This window comes from Deltaproteobacteria bacterium (assembly GCA_016933965.1).
Lineage (GTDB): Bacteria > Desulfobacterota > Syntrophia > Syntrophales > UBA2210 > JAFGTS01.
This window is the reverse complement of record JAFGTS010000014.1, coordinates 34,146-54,795: the sequence shown is the minus strand read 5'-3', so window position 1 is coordinate 54,795 and position 20,650 is coordinate 34,146. Positions and strand designations below refer to the sequence as shown.

Genomic DNA, 20,650 nt, shown 5'->3' with positions numbered 1-20,650 from the left:
TTATGATAATCTTCTTCCTAATGATCTAAGAATCTCGACAATAATGCCCCCGAATACCTGTGCGCATACCGATATAAAATATGGAATGCGTAAATATCCTTTCTCTATGTTACGACCAAATTTCCATCGATATTTAAGGTTGTTGGTTGATTTGATGGAAAAAAGCCCTCCCATTTTATCCCTCAGTGAAGCGCTATCTAATCCCGGGTTGTTACCTGTAGAAAGAATATCCAAATAACAGACACTTTGTGGAACCACAAAAGGCTGAAATCCCAATCGCTTACAGCGTACTCCGAAATCGCTGTCACCACCATAATGAGGAAAAGCTTTGCCGTCTATAAAACCAACTTTTTCTATTACATTATTAGGAATTAAAAGGGACCGTGCGGTAACTGTCTCAATAGCAACGGGCGCAAAATCAATCTGAGAACGCTTCATTCCTCTCAGAGGGTGATCTGTAAGAAATAATGCCCAACTTTTAATATTACTCCCGCAAGTAATTATAGTTTCTCGGTCTGACTGGTTTACTGTAAGAGAGTGTGCGATGCAGCTGTTTTTCTTTGATTCAAGGAAAAAAAGAAGTTTTTCCAAACAGTCTTCTTTAAGTTCGACATCACAATTGACAAGATATATATAGTCACTCTCCTGCACAACATGAGAAATTGATTCATAGCCGCGCAAAACCCCACCGCCCCACCACAAGTTGCCATCGCCACGCAATACCACTGTGTTATTGCCAATCTGGCTGAGGAATTCAGACGTATTGTCATTGCTCCCATCGTCAACAACAACAAGGGATATGTTTTTAAATGTTTGTTTGAAAAGAGATGACAAACACCGCTTAATCGCATGAAGTTGATTATGACAAGTTATAATAACAAATACTCTGGCGGCTTTATTTTGAATCACTGCTGCTGCTCTTCATTTCGGGAGTATTCTTATTCATATTAAATGACTTGTTTTTATGTCATTTTTCTCATTAATAAACCTGTTATTATTGTTATTATATTAACCAACATTTTTCATGAATTTTTCTATATCACAAAACAAGTGTGCATTTCTTGCGAGCCAATTAACGTCTTTCTCCCACCACTTAAATTCTTGGAGAAACTTCCTTTCTTCTTTACTAAAACGGTATCTTATCGCCCTTGCAGGTATTCCACCAACTACGCAATATGGGGCAACATCTTTTGTTACTACTGCACCAGCACCAATAACCGCGCCATCAGATACAATAATTCCATCCATTATCGTAACATTATTGCCAATCCACACATCATTGCCAATATCAACAACAAATCTTCTCTCTGCATCTACATATAAATGTTCATGGAATAGTTGCTCTTGAGCGAAAGTTATTCCTGCCTGTTTCTTAAGCGAAAAAAATGCGGGATGAATACTAACCATCGTATCGATGGGATGGCGTCCTACTCCCGTTCTCACATAGTCCCCAATAGCACAGAATCTACCAATCTTTGTGCTCCGAATGACGGAATTTTCAGCAACATAAGAAAACAACCCAAGGATTGAATTCGATATTTCAGTATTGTGAAACACGGCATTATGCCCTTCAAACTCACAGTCGATCTTAACTTTACAATTTTTCATTATCTTAACGTTGTATTTGAGGCGCATGATGGTATTCATCGCAGCAATGGTTAAACAGGCGGGCACACTTTGAGCAGTGATTTTTAATATTTTATTTAAGTTAACCGGCATAATGAGTGTGTATCAATAAATATGATGACTTCGTCAAAAAGTCATAAAGTGGCAATTTTTAATTTGCATTTAATATATTCAAGCAGTTAAAAATCAAAATGCTGGTTTTTCGGCACCATGGAGCTTTTCATGACTTCGCCAAATATGAGCATTGAATAAATCATCTGGATCAAAGAAAAGTGTTTTATTTTTTATAAAAGCGCAGACAACTCATCAAAACTTTCAGGGAAAAATATTTTCCCATTTGAATTTGTTACAAGGTCTTTTTTAAGAAACATTTTATAATCATTGTTACGCCACTCCACAAGTTCAATAAGACTTATTGCCTTGAGATGAGAAAATTTTGATGCACTAATCAATGAAGATGAATATATTGCGACAACATTTTTATCAATATTACCAAATATTAACTCAGAAGGCAGGTGTTTTGGATATTGGCACATATTTCTGAGAGCTGCTTCAGCAATTTTTTTACTTGGATGTGATTTTACAACAAAGTCTTTCTTATTTAATAAGTCGTATATTGCATTTATGGACCTTTGCCACGTCACATTTGAGAAGTCCTGATATAAAAAGAGATTCTGACATTTTTTCAACTCAATTTGCCTGTCTTTTATTGCCTCTGCAATCTGTTCATAATAGGTATCTTTATTATCTACTGTCTCTATGTTATGTCTCTCTAAAAATTCCCTATCTATGCCGATCAGATAAACACCTCTCACTTTTTTAATAACGCATTCGCATTCATATATCTTTTTCATCATGAGGCGAAGAAATAATGTCTTCAAAAAACCATAATCGAGCGATATTTTTTCAACCACACCATATTCAACCTCAAAATTATAAAAAAATATCGGGGCTACTTTTGAATAAGCGTTGATCAATAAAAAACAAAAACTATCAAATTGCGTATGTGAAAAGTGCAGAGGTACACCATCGCCCAGTAAACATAACTGATTAATATATTTTTTCACCTTTCCTGAATTGAAACATATATGCTTCTGAGAAAATGAGACAAGTTTTATAACCTCAAGATCAAGTTGCTCACATGTTCTGATAATATTTTGATTTTGTGTGACAAATACTATCCTTCTGCCACAACGAATCAAATAGAGCCCCATCAGAAATGCCTGATATGAAAGGCAATAAAACAACTCGGCTCTTTCAGCAACATAGTTCGAAAGCATTTACTAATCCAATATTAATTCAGATAGAATCAGTGAGCTCGTTCTCATTGTTTTTGCCCGCAAAGACAGACTTAAGTTGAACTCCAAAACGCGCATATAAAAACATTGAAGCAATTGATACTACAATTAACTTTATGAACAAAGAGAGAAGGATGTTCACTTCTATAAAATACGCTGTAGATGCAATTGGTATAGCAATCAGCAATCCCTTTATGATTTTGCTCCAGTCGTAATTGATAAAGTAGCATTTCTTTGCATACCAGTACTCAACGGCAAATAATCCTGCAAAAGATAATACTGTTGCGTAAGCAGCACCGTATGCTCCTAATGGGGGGACGAACAAAAAATTGAGACCAATATTTAATAATGCGCCAAATATTACTATTATCATGAGGGCAAACGTTTTCTTCTCCTGATAAATCAAACGATTCATAAGACCTCCAGCTTGCGAAATAAAATAAGCTAGGGCTATGATTGGAACTATCTTGTAGGCTTCTGCATATCTCTCATCCAGTAAAATAACTATGGCTTCTTTGGAAAACAGGCTGACAAAAAAACATATAACTAAAATGACCATCACAAACGTATTATTATAAAAAAAAAGCTTTTTTCTGGCCATTAATTGATCGTCAGAATTGGCTAAGTTATAAAAAAGCGGCTCGTATGCCATATTGAAAGCACTTGATAGGATTAATACAAGTCCTGCAATTTTGTATCCCAATGAATATATTCCAACATCCGCTAATGAAAAATATCTTTCTATAAAAATCCTGTCAGACAAATTTAAAACCCAAGCGCTGAGCAACGCAGGTATCATCGGCAAACTGAACTTTAGACTTTCTCTCAAAATCGAGAGATTAACAGTATAATTGATTATCCTAAATCCTATAAACAGGAATACAGGAAGCATTACTCCATATCCGAGCATCTGACCCTTAAGCATACCTTCAGCACCAGCTTTCAATCCCACGATGAACCAAAGGATGAATGTGGTATTAGCAGCAAACTGCATTATAGATAGTATCACAAAGCTTGCGGCTTTCTGTTTCAACTGTAAGTATATCTTAGGTATGAGCCCCAGCACTGAGAAATAAGCAGTTACAATGGCATAGGCATAAAACGGATAGAAGGGTATTGATTTATAAATCAACCCCACGAAACCTTTAAACAGAAATAATAACAACAAAATTATGGTGGCTATACTACACAGCGCTACAACTACGGAACCTAAATAATCCTTCTTTCCCTTTTCTGTTTTATAATCCCAGTAAAGACGATAAACAGACCGTTCAATAGCAAGGGTAAAAAAAACCGCGAGAATCGTATTTAGAACTTGCATGGAACTGACAATCCCATAATCGGCGGGTGTTAAATAACGTGTATAAATCGGCAGGAGGAAAAACCCCGCTGCCTGGGGAATGATATTGCCAATAGAGTAAAGGAATGTATTTTTAATTATTTTGGACATATCTGTTTCATAAGTATTCGAAAAATAATATCGTGTCCTTCTAAGTTAATATGGTAGCCATCAATAGTAACATCTTCCAAATTTATTACATCATCAAAAGGATACACCAAATCAACATTTCCAAAATCTCTACTGAGATCATGATAAATATTATTATAATTTTTTATACTTTGATTTGCGAAGGGACTTTTATCGATGAACGCACTGGTCACAGGCGCAATCATTATGGCTATGACTTTTACATTGTGGTTATCTGCTCTTTGAAAGTAATTAGAGAGATTTGACCGAAATCTATGTCTCGGAACATAAGCTTTTTGAGGGTCTCTTACACGATTCTTTTTTATTAAATCCATATATACTGTGCGCATACTTCGCGGCATAATTCTGTTGAGTATTATATTTTCTAAGCTACCTTTTTTTATGTACCTCGGGGCACAATCCACAATACCGATTTGCATAACGACGATATCAGGCATATAATGCTCCAAAAGATCAGCACCGTATGGATTGTTATTATCCCCCCCCCCTTCAGTTACCAATCGTTCAGAAGTAGACGCACGCATCGTTTTATCGATAAATTCCAACTCAGGAAGCGCTTTAATTAACTTGTATACCCATGTATCTTCATAGCATACGTCAGGGCGTGGCATTGCCAGAGAATCGCCTATGATCAAAACCCGTTTCTTCTTTTTCATGTTGTTTTTACCAATAATTTTAAATAAGAGAATATCCCAGAATCACTTCCGCCAATTTTGTATATTCCGCAGCTTTTTTTATATCAACCAATGGAACTGCCTTTTCAAGTTCCAAGGCAAGCATTATTGCCACTTCTTCTGCGATCCCCTGTTTTGCATAAGGGTAAGCTGAAGTTGTCTCAACAAGTTCCCAATTAAAAGAACCTTTTTTGCATCGATAAAGTTGTTCCAATGGAATCAACCGATAGGCATTTTCAGGTGTCATGATTTCTATTCCCCATCGACCTGCGGAACTCCAGTCCGCATGATAGGAAAAAGGGATATTTCCCCGGGTAACACCGGCTCCCACAAAACGATCACCACTAGGATGCCAATTACATTTACCATACTGATATGTTCTTATTTCTTCCGGCATTCCAATAAGATCATGGGCCATGGAGATAACGTGCAGCGAATTCGCGATTCCCCATCTTTCATAAACGTCAGGTTGGTCCTTATTGAAATTGATGGCGTGTACCAGTTCTGTAAACGTATATCTGCATGAGGTTATTCCTCCTTCAGCGTGAACACATTGCTTGAGTTTCCATAAATTGGGATAGGTCAGGCGATTATAGGCAATGCGTATTCTTGCATAGCTGTCATCTGATTGTCTTGCCCATTCAAAAAGCTCACTCGAATAGAGTGATGCAGGTTTCTCAACCAGGATATTTTTATTACGGCATTCTATTGCGCACATGGATGCAGGTTTCAACTCATGCACTGATGTCGCAACAACAACCAGATCAAACGTGTCAAGATTCGGCAGACATTGTTCATAGCCCCCATGATAGGAATGGAATCCAAACTTATCAAAACATACCTTAGCCGACTTTTCCGATCGGGATACAACACTGACATTTCTGACACCCATTTGTGTCAGCGCAATACAATATTGCATCGCCATCCAGCCGGCACCTATGATGAGGACTTTCTTGTCAGAAAAATCTCTTTCCGGTATTGACAGCAATGTATTGTAAGGCATTTGATCCTCCAAATTATCGAGGTGAAATCTGAAAGGAGTAAACGGGCGGGGGTTGTGATCTTCGAATGTTAAGCCCGTTATGTTATCGGGCAGCAATCATATGTTCTATGTTCAACAGTCTCTATATGCTTTTTTATGGCGTCTAAAAAAGGCTCGTGCAGCATAGAACTTTCATTATAATCAGGCAGTTTACAAGTACCAGTCTCCAAGATTACTTTTGCTTCCAGGTGAGTGAGTTCACTCTGAAAAGGCACCGTAAATTTCAACATCTTTTCATTCCAGTTATTTTCCTCTCTGGCAACAGTTGCCTCACCACGGCTCTCATCAAGTACAATTTTTATTTGTGAGTTATTTATTGAAATCCGGGGGGGCTCTTTTTTACCGGCAATTGATTCAAGCTCAATACTGCTTCCATTTGAAAAAACCCCGGTGATCTTTCCGGTCACCTCTACAAAACCCTTTCGTTTACTTTGCAAGACCACGGGATCAAGGCCCGCAATATCCAGTTCATACGAAGTGTTGCGGCACATAAATGCCAGCAGGTCGATAAAGTGCATGGCGTTACAGGCTAATCCCCACTCTCCTCCTGATACTTGTACACAAATCTTGTTATCTTCCGCCATCATTTCCTTTATTTTGTTATATATTGGGTACATTCGGCGGGCACAATTTACCCAGCATGAAATACCTTTCTGATTAATTAATTCTTTTGCATCGTTAAATTGCTTTTTTGATTGAAATAGAATCTTTTCGAAGATTATATTCGCGACTTTCGTTTTGCCGATCAATTCCTTGAAAACCTTAAATCGAACGTCCGCGTTTGTGGCAATAACACATAAATCAATGCTTACATTCAGGTTTGCCATTCCTTCCAGAAAATCGATACGTTCTATATTGTTGTTTACTGGAATATCCAGGTATCTCTCTCGTGCTACTTTCAGAGAGTCTTTGTTGGGGTCTACAACCTGTAAAATCACGGGCATATCAATCTTAGCCAAGGCCTGTAAGTGGCGACTGCCAAGTTGACCTGCACCGATTAAAGCAATTTTTATCATTCTATTGATATCTTCGCTTCTTCATTTGCATTGTCGCACATCCAAAATCATCCACGATTATGTGCCGACCAGTGACATAATATTGGGGAAAATTGTCCGAAACAGATTACTAGCCTCTTTATTTGCTTTGTCCGTAAAGTAAAAAGATTTTTTATTGGCGTCTGCTTTCAACTATCATTCATTTTTTCCCTTAATAACAATGCCGCCAAACTGAAATCCAAGTCCGAATCAATATCAACTGAACGGCTTTGGGGCATTTTATGAGCAAAGGTATCCGGCCCGAAAAATCCATTGTATTTATACAGGTAATCCGTATCAGCAAGATATATGGCACCATTCAGTTTATAAAAAACGGGCAGTTCCTGCCTGCGTTTATTCATCATCTCCGGTCTTATAAAAGATTCCATGTTGCCATCTTCGGGCAATATGTTGGACCACCATGGGTGATGATCCGTTTCACACACAGAGACAACTGCCCGAGCATTCTTGTCTTTTAAGATCAGGATGGCATTTTCTATGTCTTCTTCCGCACGCAGTGGTGATGTTGGTTGTAACAGCAGAATATATCCAGTTTGGTAACCTTTGTGTTTTTTGAGCCATTCTATGGTGTGGAAAATAACGTCTATGCTTTTTGCTGTGTCATTTGCCAATTCTGCAGGACGTATAAAGGGTACTCCTGCGCCATACTTTTTTGCGACTTCAGCAATTTCTTCGTCATCTGTTGACACGACTATTTCATCAATATCCTTACAAGATTGAGCCTGTTCAATACTCCACGCAATCAAAGGCTTACCGCACAGTTCTTTTATGTTCTTCCCCGGCAGTCCCTTTGATCCACCTCGCGCAGGAATTATCGCTAAAACCGATTTCCCGTTTATCATTCAAATTTCCTCAATCACTTTCAACGCCTTGCGGTATTCTGCCCATTGGCCGACGTCTATCCATGCCTTTTCACTTACTGGATACACACCAATTTGCCCACCATTTTCCTTTATCCTGTCAATCAGGTGAGTAATATGAAACAGTTGTTTGTCGGGGATCAATTCAAGGACAGAGGGATTCAATACATACATCCCTGTATTTACCAAAAAACTGTACTCGGGCTTTTCCTCTATTCGTTCCAGACTGCCCCCACCATTCAGTTCACATATACCGTAAGGTATATTAAACTGTTTTGTTGAGGCTACAAGAGTAATATCATTACTGTTTTGCAGATGAAAGTGGTAAAGATCAGCATAATCGGCCTCTATAACCACGTCACAGTTCGATACAAAAAAAGGCTTATGTAATTTATCTAAAAGGAGTTTGAGACTCCCCGCCGTGCCTCTGGGTTCATCTTCTTCGGCGATATCCACGGAATAATCCGGCCTTTTTTCTTCAAAATAGGCTCGGATGATCCTGGCCATGTGATAAATCGTTAAATAAAATTGACTTATTCCATAAACCCTGAATCTGTCGATGATATGATCAATTACCGGTTTGTTCCCGACCGGGATAAGGGGTTTGGGCAAAACTCTCGTAAATGGCTCAAGACGCGTTCCCTTACCTCCTGCCATTATTACAACTGGAGCATCAAGCTGCGTTGCAGTTGATCGACTGCTATTTCCGAAAGCCTTTGACCATGTAATGTAATCTACTATTTTTCGGTTCTGATCAAGAATGGGAACCAGGTCTATTTGATTTTTCGTAAGAATCGTTTTGATTTTTTCCAGATCAAAATTATCCTGAAATGAGCAGATTGGATCTGCTTTGTATGCACCTTGAATTGTTCCAGCAAGATCATTACCCTTCAGAATATGCCGCCTGATATCACCATCAGTTAACGTACCAAGCAGCGAGTTATCTTTATCAACGACCAGAAGCACTTTTTGTGCTGTCTTGTCAAGTAATTCCATTGCATTCTTAATCGTAGCTTCGGGATGAATTGTTATGTCTTTCATGACTTTTCCCTCGTCCAAAAAAATAGTTCTTGAATACAGATAGTTTCATTTTTCGAATTTTACATCATAAAACTCTTTTTTCAAAATATCTGTAAGATTAGTTTCTTTAATGATTCCCTTGATTTTTTTAGAGGCACCACCCTCGCCATAAGGGTTTTTTACGTTTTTAAGTTTGGATTGGAATTCTTTTGAATAAAGCCTTGTAATTGCGGCCAGAATTGCTTCTTTTGTGGGGTTACAATCAATAATACTATCGGCCCTTATTCTGCCACGCTGGCGATCTCCTATGTTGATCGTACCGATCTTGAGTGACGGCGCCTCCGTAAACCCACTTGATGAATTGCCCAGAACTCCGTCTACAAATTGCATTGCTGACAAATATCTGAGTTGTCCGAGGTTGACAAATGCAGTGGCATTATGGCTGTTTTTGGAAACATAATCATCAATCATTTCAATCAGAACACGGCCTTCGGTATCGGCATTCGGTTTTGTAAAAATAAAGTGGGTATCTCTGAGTTCACTAAGGACATCAAGAATATTCTTGAATTGCTTTCTCGCCGTGGCATGTTCCAGGGTCACAGGATGAAATGTTATCATAAGATTTTTTGAACCAAGATTAAAATTTATTGAATTTTCAAATTCCTCCCGACTCATAAGCTTGAGTTTATTAATATTGTCGATACCGAGACCACCTACATTAAAAACTCTTCCGGGTGACTCCCCAAGTTGAATGACCCGTCTTCTGTATTCTTCCGTCGCGGTAAAGTGAATATGCGACATCTTGGTAATTGAATGCCTTATCGCTTCATCAAACGCTCCTTCCGTCGCCTCACCTCCATGTAAGTGTGCAATCGGTATGCGATTAATCATTGCAGCGGCGGCAGCGGAGAAGATCTCAAATCGATCCCCCAAAAGGACAACAATATCCGGGTTTAGGTTTTCGTACGCGTCTGAAAAACCGATCATACCGAGTCCCATTGATTTTGAAATACCTGCCGGGGTATCGGAAGAAAGGAGCATCTCAATCTTTTTATTAATCTCAAAGCCGTCTTTCTCTATCTGACGGAAAGTTAAGCCGAATTCAGAAGAAAGATGCATCCCGGTGGCAATGAGCTGGAGTTCAAGATCAGCGTCTTCCTGAATCTCTTTCATCAACCAGTAAAGAAGACCGTATTCGGCGCGGGTCCCGGTGACAACGCATATCTTTCGGCTCATATTAACTCATCCTGTTGATAATCTCTCTTTGCCTTTTGGCCGATAATCTCATCCCACCGCATGGGATTAATCCCTGTGCCCGGTCGCTTTACGGTGAGATTTTCTTCGGTGAACAATTCACCCTTGTGGATATCGCGGCATGCCACAATACTTTTACGGGAAATGAGTTTATTTTTCAGTTCTGAAGGTGATGGTTTCTTAATTCCGTTTCCCATCGCTCTTTCTATATTGCGAATTGCACAAACCATGGCCTTTAATTCACTGGGGTCAAGTGATGCTTTGTGATCAGGGCCTTCCATGTTTTTATCAAGAGTAAAATGTTTTTCAATGACCGTTGCTCCCATTGACACAGCGGCAATGGGAATTTCTATTCCAAGTGTATGATCCGAATAACCAATATTAACACCGGGGAATGTGGACTTGATCGTTAGCATGGCTTTAAGATTAACGTCTTCAATGGGTGTGGGATATTCAGTGTTACAGTGAAGGATAGTAATATCTTTCAATTTTGCACCGGTATTAGTAAGGACATTAAGGGCATCTTCTATCTCATACAAGTCAGCCATGCCGGTAGAAAGAATAATTTCTTTTTTTAATGATCCGATCTTACGAAGATACGGCAGATTTGTAATCTCGCCGGAGGGTATCTTGAAAATATTGAGACCAAGTTCATTTAATAGGTCTATGCTTCCAAGATCAAAGGGGCTGGATAAAAACTGAATCTTCTTCTTATTGCAGTGCGTGATGAGCCTTTGGTGAGCCGCTGCATTCAGTTCCAGTTTTTTGATCATCTCAAGATGGGATTCATCAGTCTTAGTTTTTTCCTTCTGGTATTCCGCCTTTGGTGTAAATTTACTTACAACCTTTTCAGCCTTGAAGGTTTGAAATTTGACCGCATCCACACCGCAATCAGCAGCTGAATCGATCATCTTTTTGGCCAGATCGAGGCTGCCGTTATGATTCACCCCTGCTTCGGCAATTATGAAGGTTTTTTTCATCTGTTTGTTTTAATACTTGTGCCAGTAGAAATATTCCTGGTAATTTTTATCCCCAAGCCGATTGTGGAATTTTCCCCAATCTCAATATATTCTCTACAAACGGCATTGCTGCCGAAGAAAGTTCCTGAACCAATTTTAACACCCCCGTTGATAACGGCGCCAGTTGCGATATGGCAATGGTCACCAATAATTGCATCATGCTCAATCAAAACTTTATTGTTTATAATACAATTGTTTCCGATCCGTGCCCCTACATTTATCATGGCTTGGTGCATTATTATTGTTCCTTCTCTGATTTCTGCGTATTTTGACACATAGGCAAAAGGTGAAATAATTACAGGAAATATCGCCCCTAATTCTTTCAGGATTTGAAAAAGTCTTCTACGTTTGTCCGGGCTTTTGATCTGGCCAAGAGTGATCAGAAAGTATTTATATTCCTTTACCAATCGTGGCAGGTCATTATCTGTCGCAATGATTTCATAGCCAAGGATTTTTTGGTGAAGATTTTCCGGCAGATCTACAATGCCCGCTATCTGAAACATTTTCTCCTGTTCAATTACATCGATGCAGGATTTGCAATGACCGCCACCACCCATGAGAATAATTTCATTCTTCATAATCTCACACTGCTCGGGATATTTACCACTCTGTTTTCCAGCCATTTCGCGTTTTTCAGCGCATCGGTCTGGCAACTCTTGTACATGTTCAGTTTGTTTAATAGTCTCCAGATGGGACGAGTCATAACTCCCGCCCCGTTTGTCGCTTCCAAAAACTCATCACGTGTTTTCCGGTCTGGCATAATGACGGCACTCAGCCAGTAATTTGATCGGGTGTTTGCCGGTTCTTCAATAAAAAGTATCCTCAAAGACCTAAAAAATTCCTTGTATAGCCTTGCCAGTTCCCTTTTTTTTTCTATAAAAGTATTGAGTTGTTCCAATTGGGCACATGCAACGGCCGCGTTGAGATTTGGAAGTCGATAGTTATACCCAATCATGTCATGGACATATTCATATGGGTGGGGCACTTTGGCAGTTGTGGTTATGTGTTTTGCTTTTTTCGCAAGATCTTCATTATTAGTCACAATGGCCCCACCACCGCCACAGGTCACAGTTTTATTCCCGTTAAAGCTGTAAATTCCAAACAACCCGAAGGTACCCGTGTGTTTTTGCTTGTATGTACTTCCAAGTGATTCAGCAGCATCTTCGATAAGTGAAATATTATAAAGCTTACAAGTGTCCGCAATTTCACTGATACGGCATGGATGGCCAAAGGTGTGCATGGGAACACATGCTGCAATTCGATTGCCGGTAGTTTTATTGTAACAGGCATTCTCCTTAATACTCGTATGGACTTGTAGAAATCTTCTTAAAGCAATTGGATCAAGCCCCAATGTTTCTCGCTCAACATCAAGGAATATTGGATTCGCTTCGCAGTGTGCAATAGCATTGGCGGTTGCCACAAAGGTCAAAGGCTGGGTAATTACCTCATCGCCTGGCTGAACACCGGTAAGCTTTAAAACAAGATGCAATGCACATGTTCCATTGACAGTTGCTATTGAATATTTTGCACCTGTAATCTCACATATCATTTCTTCAAAACGATCAACGTATTTGCCAACAGATGAAACAAAGGTTGAATCTATAGCATCTAAGACATATTTCTTTTCATTTCCGACAAACCGTGGCGCGTGCAACGGCACTGGGTTTTCATCCGGATAAAGTGACTTGATGAAATCGATCATTCTTGAAAATGACTTTGATGATATTTCTTTTGTCATTTTGCTTTGAACTTTCTGTTTTAACTCTTCATCATCCTGCTTTGATTTTCTAGATATTATAAATATCTGTTTTATATTTTCTCAGATTCTCAGGGTTTGTAAACCAGGCTATTGTTTTGCGCAAGCCTTCCTTTATTGAATACTTTGGTTCAAAACCTGTAAGTTCTCTTATCTTTGTATTATCGCACCACAAGCGAAAGACTTCGGAATTTTCGGGACGAAGTCGTATATCATCCGTAATTACGGGTGCGTCTGAATTCATGATTTCTTTTATGTTATCAACCAAGTCTCCAATCGAAATCTCGAAGTTGGAGCCTATATTGACCGTCTCACCGATTGTTTTTTCGCATTCGGCAAGGGCGATAAATCCACGGCACGTATCCTCAACGTAGCTGAGGTCTCTTGTTGGCGTAAAATCACCAAGTTTTATTTGTTCCGTACCGGTTGCAATTTGCGTAATTATCGTGGGAATAACAGCCCGAGCTGACTGACGTGGGCCATATGCGTTAAAGGGACGTGCTATTGTCAAGGGCAGATCAAAAGCATTGAAAAAACTTTGTGCGATTGCATCGGCGCCTATTTTTGAGGCACTGTATGGTGATTGGGGCTGTAATGGATGTTTTTCATCAATGGGAACATATTGAGCCGTGCCGTAGACTTCAGATGTGGAACAATGAATCACACGACTGCACCCGTTTTCAAGTGCGGCCTGGCAGATATTCAATGTCCCCTTGATATTGGTATCCACATAACTGTCCGGAGCAACATAAGAATAGGGTATAGCGATAAGAGCTGCTAGATGAAAAACTATATCTACATCCTTGACGATACGCTTGCAATAGTGGGGGTCCCGCACATCTCCAGTCAGCACTTCGATATCGTTCAAGCAATCTAAATCCTCCAGCCATCCCCAATAATTGAATGAATTGTAATAGCTTAAGGCCTTAATCCTGGCTGACTTTTTAATTAACATTTCTGTCAGATGAGAACCTATAAAACCATCAGCTCCAGTTACAAGAATTGTTTTATTTGATAAATCCACTTTCCTTTTATCCTTTTTCGCAATGTTATTATTTACTTATAATGCTATAGAAAAAATAATCGTTTGAATGACAAAAAACTTCTAAATATAACAGATATATCATTGAAAAATTTTATATCGTATCTTTTTAAAAGATAAATTAATCCATTTTTATCTCTTTTTTCGAGACAAAATGGACTCATAATACAACCTTTTTAAAAAAATTTGACATATTCGTCGCAATGGTGTGAACAATCTTTTCGGCAGCCCTTCCGTCTCCATAGGATACCCGGCGCAACGCAGACGGTTTCACTGAAGCGGCCTTTTCAATGATGAGTGCTTTATCCGTCCCAACCACCGTGTTCCATCCCGAATCCACCGTCTCAACCCATTCCGTTTCCGGCCGCAGGGTAATGCAGGGGACACCAAAGAAATAGGCCTCTTTCTGCATGCCGCCGGAGTCGGTGAGGACGGCGCGGGCGTTCTGCTCGAGGACGAGCATGTCGAGATATCCCACAGGATTCACAAGCTTCACCGTGCTCTTTTTCAGATGCTCCAGAAAGGCCATGTTCAAGGCAGCGATCTGCTTGCGGGTCCGGGGATGGACCGGGAACAGGACAGTCTCTTCAAGTTCAATGAAGGCCGCCAGGATATTCTCCAGGTGTTCCGGGATATCAACATTGTACGGCCGGTGGAGTGTCGCGAGGAAATAGCGGCCACTTTCCAGTTTGAGGGCATCCAGGACCGTCGACGTCCTGCGCGCAATCTCCCCGAACTGGAGAACGGCATCGTACATGGTATCGCCCACGTTCACCACAAGGGGGAGGGCATGATGGGAAAGGACGGGATCACTTTGCAGATCAATACATTTCCCGTTATTGACGATTCCGGTGAATCCTTCCTTTTGAAGGTTCCTCACCGCCGTTTCCGTGGGGCAGAAAAGGATGTCGGCACAGTGGTCCGTCAGGACTCGATTGTGCTCCTCGGGCATCTCGCGGTTGTATGAACGAAGGCCCGCCTCGACATGGGCGATGGGGATATGGAGCTTCACCGCGGCGAGGGCCCCGGCGACGGTCGAGTTCGTGTCACCGAAGACGAGGACGCAATCGGGCCTTTCCTGTATGAGGACATCCTCGATCCCCTTGAGCATCTCCCCCGTCTGATACCCGTGTGAGCCGGAACCGATACCAAGGTTATGGTCAGGTTCGGGGATCCCCATTTCCTGGAAGAACACCCGTGACATTTCATCATCGTAATGCTGGCCGGTGTGTACGAGGATCTCCCGGTGGCCGGCCTGCCTGATGGCCCTGCCCACGGGAGCGGCCTTGATGAACTGGGGCCGGGCGCCGACGATAGTGACTATGATTAATGGTCGATTCATTATGTGATGCTTATGTGTTTTTCAGCTTCAACCCTTTCCCGCTCTTCTTATACTTCTTCCCGCATTCGATGCATTTCAGGTTATCGTCGAGCCGTTCACCGCATTCACACATCCAGCCTTTGCGTTTTGCCGGATTGCCGACCACCAGGGCGTGATCGGGCACATCTTCCAGGACCACGGCACCGGCGCCGATGAACGCGTATCGGCCGATGGTCGCCCCGCAGACGATGGTGGCATTGGCACCGATGGTTGCCCCTTTCCTGACCAGGGTGGGACGGACCTGGTCCATTTTACGGATCTCCGCCCGGGGATTGAAGACGTTCGTGAAGACCATGGAGGGTCCGCAGAAAACACCGTCCTCCAGGGTCACGCCCTTGTACACGCTGACATTGTTCTGTATCTTGCAGTTGTTGCCTATCGTTACCGCGGGACCGGCGACGACGTTCTGCCCGACATTGCAGTTCTCCCCGATCCGGGTACGGGAAAGGATGTGGGAAAAATGCCATATTTTTGTTCCGACGCCGATGGATACCTGGTCATCGACCTCTGCGGTTGGATGAATAAAGAACGCGCCTTCGGGATATGGTTTTTTTTCTTTGACGCTGACCTCGGTCCCCTTCAGGAGGCTTTCCGTGGCCATTTCGAGGATCTCAAGCACTTCCAGGGCATTGTGGGCATCGGCGAGCAGGACGGGGTCTCCATTCAGGTGATCGGCAAAATACTGAAGCTCCGCCGTCAGCGGCATTCCTTTTTCATGCTCGATCACTTCCGTGGGGCCGTCCCGCATGATGGGCTCGCCCTGTATCCAGTCGATGCCCTTTTCATAAAAGAGGATCTCCTTCTTCTCGGAGGAATCTTCATAGGAAAGCATCCCCTTTGAGCCGATCACCACGATCCGGTGCTCCTTGAAGGGATGAAGCCAGCTGACAAAGATGTGTCCCACGATGTTGTCCGGATAGGTCAAAACCGTCATGGAGGAATCGTGTATGCTCGGCTGGATGAAGGTCCCTCCCCGAGAGAGGATCTCCAGGGGAAATCTGCCGATGAGGTACTGGAAAATGGATATATCGTGGGGCGCAAAGCTCCAGAGGATGTTCTCTTCGGTGCGGACCGTGCCCAGATTGAGGCGGTTGCTGTAGATATATTCGAATTTTCCGATCTTGCCGCCGTCGATGAGCTCTTTCATCTTCCTGATGGCGGGATGGAAGAGCAGCAGGTGGCCCACCATGAGATTGACGCCCTTTTCCTCGGCATGTTTCTTGAGCCTGCGGGCGTCATTGGCGGTGAGCGTCAGGGGTTTTTCCACCAGGACGTGTTTTTTGTGCTCGATGATATAGTCGGCGATCTCGTAATGGGTCTCCGCCGGCGTGGCCACGGTGAACCCGTCGAAATCCTCCTGCATGGCCTCCCGGATATTGGCGAAGGTCTTTACGGCGGGAAAGCGCTCCTGGAACTGCCGACGAACATCGGAATCGGCCTCAACGATCCCTCCCAGGTATCCCAGGGTATTGAGGGTATTGATGTGATTCCTGCCCCACCGCCCGGCACCGACAACACAGATCTTTTTGTTCATGGAAGCTCCTTTTTATATGAAAACGCTCTCCCCGTTGGAACTGTTCGGGGAATGACCCATCATTACTCAATGTGCCGGGCCGATTAAAAACGCCGATGAATCGGCAAACTACACATACCGCTGAAATTTCAGTTTTGTTGTTTTACTTTTGTTCAGTTGATCAACTGAATGATCCAATTGATCACATTATACACTCAGCTTCACCGTTCCTGCCGTTGCGCGTTGCGCACGTATTCGATGAAAAATGCCAGGAGCAGGAAGAAAAAGAGGGACCCCGCACCGGCAAGCGCCACGATCTGTTTCTTTTTCGGCTTGACGGGACGCACCGATATTTCGGGGGTCTTGACGACCTTGATATTGGTGATGATGTCCTTCTCTGACCGCAGTCGTTCGATCTCGGCGGTGATGTCATCGATCTTTGTCCGCACCCCTTCGTCCTTCTGAAGCCGCAGGCGCTCTGCTTCCCCGGTCTTCATATTAACTTCCCCTTCGAGCAACGATATCTCTGATTCAATTTCATGCTGTTCATCTCTCAGATCGTAGATCTGTGTGCTAAGTTCATTGAAATAGATAATGTTCTGCTGAAGCGTCGTCCCGTAGAGCATGAGCGACAGGTCGTCCTGAGCGGTGCTTTCGGTGATCAGTTCGTTTCTCTTCGCGGCGATCTTTTCGGAGTTGTCCTTCACCTGCTTCAACTCAAGCAATAGTTTTTCGACCTGCTGCCTGACACTTTCAAGCCTCTCCTGCTTGACCCGCATCTGGTTCTGCTTGCTCTGGATATCGCTCATTTTGATCTGGATCTGTTTTTCCAGGTCTTTTCTCTGGATCTCGACTTCCTGTATCTTGTTTTTATTGGTCGTTATTTTTGAATCGTAATTGAGCTTTTTCTGCTGCACGATGGCCTGGTAATCATTCGTAAGCAGGTCAACGAGACGGGTAAGGACATTAACACCGAGGCCGACCTTCTCTTCCTCCCACTGTGATGTCACCCTGATGACCTGCGATCCGCCCTTCCGGTCCACATCGGCATTGATATCCAACCTGACCTCTCTCGGATCGATATTGAGGACCTGCACGATCCGCTGGTTATAGGCCTGCTGGTCTATCTTGCGGCTGATATTCTCCGGTGAATCCAAGTATATGAAGCTCCCCTTTTCATCGACCCCCATGATCCCCGGCTCGATGATCATATCCACCAGGTACACCTTCGGAAGCTGATAGGAAAGCACCACGGCCGCCACGACGCAGAGAAAGGTCCCGATCACGATCATCCATTTCCATTTCCAGATGACCCGGAGAAGATCGATCAACTCGATCTCGTCTTCCCGTGATTGAATATAGTGACTATCTTGATCCATTGTGAACCTCCGGATAAAGGATTAAAGGATTACGGATTACGGATTAGCATGTCCGGCAGCCGGTTCCCTTAATGAACGAATAAGACCGTTCAACATTCTGCTTGCTGATTCATAGTTGTTCTCGAGTTTTGTGTAATGAATATCGTCCAGGAAAAGAAGGTCTCTTGCAAGTAATAAAAAATACCTCACTTCTTCAAGAGACCCGCGAGCATTATACAAGAATTTCAGGTATTCTCTCGTGGTGTTTCGACTCTGCCCTTCAACGATATTCGCCGGCACGGAACTGGCTGCTCTTCTAAGTTGACCGGTAAGATTGTATGTCTCAGAGGCCGGAAAACAAGAAGTTGTTTTGTAAATCTCAAGTACCAGTTCGTGGGCCTTTTCCCATACTCTCAATTCTTTCCAATGCAAAGCCACGCGTCATCCCCCCTGAATCATCATGTCTTTGTATTATAATCCGTAATCCTCTATCCCGTAATCCTTAATCCTTCTTCACCGAATCCTTGATCCTTTTTATATGTCCCCTTCCGAGGCCTTTTACCTCGCACCCCAGTTCGATGAAGCGGCGAATATTGTCATCACTGAGTATTCCGAAGCAGTCAACGATGGCCGTTTCTTTTCCGACCATATCGACGATCTCGTCAGGGGTCAACGCGAGATAGGGCTCGTGGCGGACCGCCAGGACGACGGCATCGGCGCCCTTCAGTACATCTTTAATGTCCTCGTGGATGCGGAGTTCCGACAGTTTGTCCTGGTTCCTGAAAAAGCGTGACCACGAATGCCCCGGCGCCGGGTAGGTTTCCTGTTTTTCGAACTCCCACCAGTGCTTCACATAGGGATCATGGACCTCCACTTCACCACCCATCTCCGTCAGCTTGCGGACGATGATCTCGGAGCCGCTGTACCGGGTATCACCCACATCCTCACGATAGGAAGCACCGAGAACGGCTATCTTCGATGCAGCGACTATTTTCCCCATGTTCCGCAGGGCGTCCCGGACCAGTTCAGCGGCATGCAGGGAACGGGTGTCGTTGATGTCGATCGCGGCCGGGGTGATCCGGAAAATATCGTCATCGAACCCCATCAGTTTGTGATAGGACCACACGCCCAGCCCCCCGTCCTTGGGAAGGCAGTACCCGCCGATGCCGGGACCGGGAAAAATCATGTTGGAATGGGTGGGGCGGACCTTGATGGCCTTTATGACCTTGATGAGGTCGACGCCGTTTCTCTCGGCAAAGAGACTCCACTCGTGAAGAAAGGCAAGTATGGTGGCCCGGTATGAGTTCTCCACGATCTTGCAGGTCTCGCTCTCCATGGGACGGTCAAGAACGGTGAGGGGGAATTTTTCAACGTTGAGAACGTCGGAAAGAAACGCCGTCACGCGATCCCGCGCCTCCTCATTGATACCGCTGCATACCCGCCAGAAATCCCTGATGGACGATACGTATTCCCTTCCCGGCATGACCCGCTCGAAAGAATGAGCGAGAAGCGGTTCCCGGTCGTTGAGTCCCCTCTTTTCAAAGGCCTTCTTGATAATGGGGTAGGCGATATACTCGGTGGTCCCGGGAGGCACCGTGGTTTCTATCAGGACCAGGCAGTCGGGACCGATCTTCTCGCCGATTATCTTCAGGCTTTCTTCAAGGGCCGCGATCTCGGCCCTGCCCTTTCGAACGTCTCCGAGGTTTTCCTTGAAGTAGTCGCACTGCACATCGACGACCACGACATCGGCCAGACAGAGGGCGTCATAGGTGTATGTGGCGATCAGATTTTTCCTTTCAAGCACGCAGCGGCTGATCATGGGGACCACTTCGGGGTCTTCCGCTTCAACAGGTGCCACACCGCGATTGATGAGGGGTATTTTCCAGTAGGAGCGGGCAGACGGTCGCTGCATGCCGATGACGAACTTCAGGGGCTCACCGGTCTTCTTATCGATGGAGTCGGCGACAACCCCCGCCATGACGGCGCCGACGAAACCGACGCCCATGACGACCACGATCTCCCGCCCTATCTGACGCTGCTCGGCAACGATCGTTTGCAGCCGCTTGTACTCGCGAACGTAATCTTCTTCCTGGGGAAGCGGAAAGGCCTCACCGGCGGGGGAAACGGAAACGGCTCCTTCCTTCAAATCAACCTGTAGTTCTCTGTCCTGTCCTGGTTCATTCTGCGTCATGTGAAACGGCTCCTTCATTCAAAAAATGTACAGCTTCGCCCTTTGAATTACATGAACTGCGCCATACCTTTC

General features: G+C 43.5%; 19 protein-coding genes. All 19 read right to left on the bottom strand.

The genetic code is table 11. From position 1 onward, the window contains the following. The 19 genes from JXO48_03390 to JXO48_03300 all read right to left on the bottom strand — a co-directional run bounded on the left by JXO48_03390 (position 1) and on the right by JXO48_03300 (position 20,578). Positions 1-909: a glycosyltransferase family 2 protein gene (locus tag JXO48_03390; protein ID MBN2282913.1), complete on the bottom strand. Its 909-nt coding sequence runs from the start codon at positions 907-909 to the stop codon at positions 1-3. A gap of 99 nt (positions 910-1,008) precedes the next feature. Continuing rightward, positions 1,009-1,608 carry a CatB-related O-acetyltransferase gene (locus tag JXO48_03385; protein ID MBN2282912.1) on the bottom strand — a complete coding sequence of 200 codons (600 nt, stop codon included), beginning with the start codon at positions 1,606-1,608 and terminating at the stop codon, positions 1,009-1,011. 302 nt (positions 1,609-1,910) lie between these two features. Further along, positions 1,911-2,540: a hypothetical protein gene (locus tag JXO48_03380; GenBank protein MBN2282911.1), complete on the bottom strand. Its 630-nt coding sequence runs from the start codon at positions 2,538-2,540 to the stop codon at positions 1,911-1,913. 385 nt (positions 2,541-2,925) lie between these two features. Beyond that, on the bottom strand, positions 2,926-4,374 hold the full coding sequence (locus tag JXO48_03375; GenBank protein MBN2282910.1) for an oligosaccharide flippase family protein: 1,449 nt from the start codon (positions 4,372-4,374) through the stop codon (positions 2,926-2,928). Beyond that, positions 4,362-5,069, bottom strand: coding sequence for an SGNH/GDSL hydrolase family protein (locus tag JXO48_03370; GenBank protein MBN2282909.1), 708 nt, complete (start codon positions 5,067-5,069; stop codon positions 4,362-4,364). Before JXO48_03370 ends, JXO48_03375 begins: the two co-directional genes overlap by 13 nt. Positions 5,070-5,088: 19 nt before the next feature. Continuing rightward, positions 5,089-6,090: a Gfo/Idh/MocA family oxidoreductase gene (locus JXO48_03365; GenBank protein MBN2282908.1), complete on the bottom strand. Its 1,002-nt coding sequence runs from the start codon at positions 6,088-6,090 to the stop codon at positions 5,089-5,091. A 77-nt stretch (positions 6,091-6,167) separates the two neighbouring features. Next, entirely contained in the window at positions 6,168-7,145 is a 978-nt protein-coding gene (locus tag JXO48_03360) for a Gfo/Idh/MocA family oxidoreductase (protein MBN2282907.1), read from the bottom strand. A 167-nt stretch (positions 7,146-7,312) separates the two neighbouring features. After that, positions 7,313-8,026 (bottom strand): acylneuraminate cytidylyltransferase family protein, encoded by a 714-nt coding sequence (locus JXO48_03355; GenBank protein ID MBN2282906.1) that lies wholly within the window; start codon positions 8,024-8,026, stop codon positions 7,313-7,315. After that, positions 8,027-9,085 carry an NTP transferase domain-containing protein gene (locus tag JXO48_03350; GenBank protein ID MBN2282905.1) on the bottom strand — a complete coding sequence of 353 codons (1,059 nt, stop codon included), beginning with the start codon at positions 9,083-9,085 and terminating at the stop codon, positions 8,027-8,029. It lies immediately after the preceding gene. 45 nt (positions 9,086-9,130) lie between these two features. Beyond that, a complete protein-coding gene (neuC, locus tag JXO48_03345) occupies positions 9,131-10,300 on the bottom strand; it encodes a UDP-N-acetylglucosamine 2-epimerase (hydrolyzing) (GenBank protein ID MBN2282904.1) in 1,170 nt (389 codons plus the stop codon). Then, positions 10,297-11,298, bottom strand: a complete 1,002-nt coding sequence (gene neuB, locus JXO48_03340; protein MBN2282903.1) for an N-acetylneuraminate synthase — start codon at positions 11,296-11,298, stop codon at positions 10,297-10,299. The genes neuC and neuB overlap by 4 nt, the downstream gene beginning before the upstream one ends. Then, positions 11,295-11,915, bottom strand: a complete 621-nt coding sequence (locus JXO48_03335; GenBank protein MBN2282902.1) for an acetyltransferase — start codon at positions 11,913-11,915, stop codon at positions 11,295-11,297. The genes neuB and JXO48_03335 overlap by 4 nt, the downstream gene beginning before the upstream one ends. Continuing rightward, positions 11,912-13,075 (bottom strand): LegC family aminotransferase, encoded by a 1,164-nt coding sequence (locus JXO48_03330; GenBank protein ID MBN2282901.1) that lies wholly within the window; start codon positions 13,073-13,075, stop codon positions 11,912-11,914. The genes JXO48_03335 and JXO48_03330 overlap by 4 nt, the downstream gene beginning before the upstream one ends. A 49-nt stretch (positions 13,076-13,124) precedes the next feature. Beyond that, positions 13,125-14,117, bottom strand: coding sequence for an SDR family oxidoreductase (locus JXO48_03325; protein MBN2282900.1), 993 nt, complete (start codon positions 14,115-14,117; stop codon positions 13,125-13,127). A gap of 178 nt (positions 14,118-14,295) precedes the next feature. Further along, positions 14,296-15,477: a UDP-N-acetyl glucosamine 2-epimerase gene (locus JXO48_03320; GenBank protein ID MBN2282899.1), complete on the bottom strand. Its 1,182-nt coding sequence runs from the start codon at positions 15,475-15,477 to the stop codon at positions 14,296-14,298. A 10-nt stretch (positions 15,478-15,487) separates the two neighbouring features. Further along, a complete protein-coding gene (locus JXO48_03315; GenBank protein MBN2282898.1) occupies positions 15,488-17,050 on the bottom strand; it encodes a Gfo/Idh/MocA family oxidoreductase in 1,563 nt (520 codons plus the stop codon). 200 nt (positions 17,051-17,250) lie between these two features. Then, entirely contained in the window at positions 17,251-18,408 is a 1,158-nt protein-coding gene (locus JXO48_03310; GenBank protein MBN2282897.1) for a hypothetical protein, read from the bottom strand. 36 nt (positions 18,409-18,444) lie between these two features. After that, a complete protein-coding gene (locus tag JXO48_03305; protein MBN2282896.1) occupies positions 18,445-18,825 on the bottom strand; it encodes a four helix bundle protein in 381 nt (126 codons plus the stop codon). Between the two features lie 64 nt (positions 18,826-18,889). Next, positions 18,890-20,578 (bottom strand): GDP-mannose dehydrogenase, encoded by a 1,689-nt coding sequence (locus JXO48_03300; GenBank protein ID MBN2282895.1) that lies wholly within the window; start codon positions 20,576-20,578, stop codon positions 18,890-18,892. Positions 20,579-20,650 lie beyond the last annotated feature (72 nt).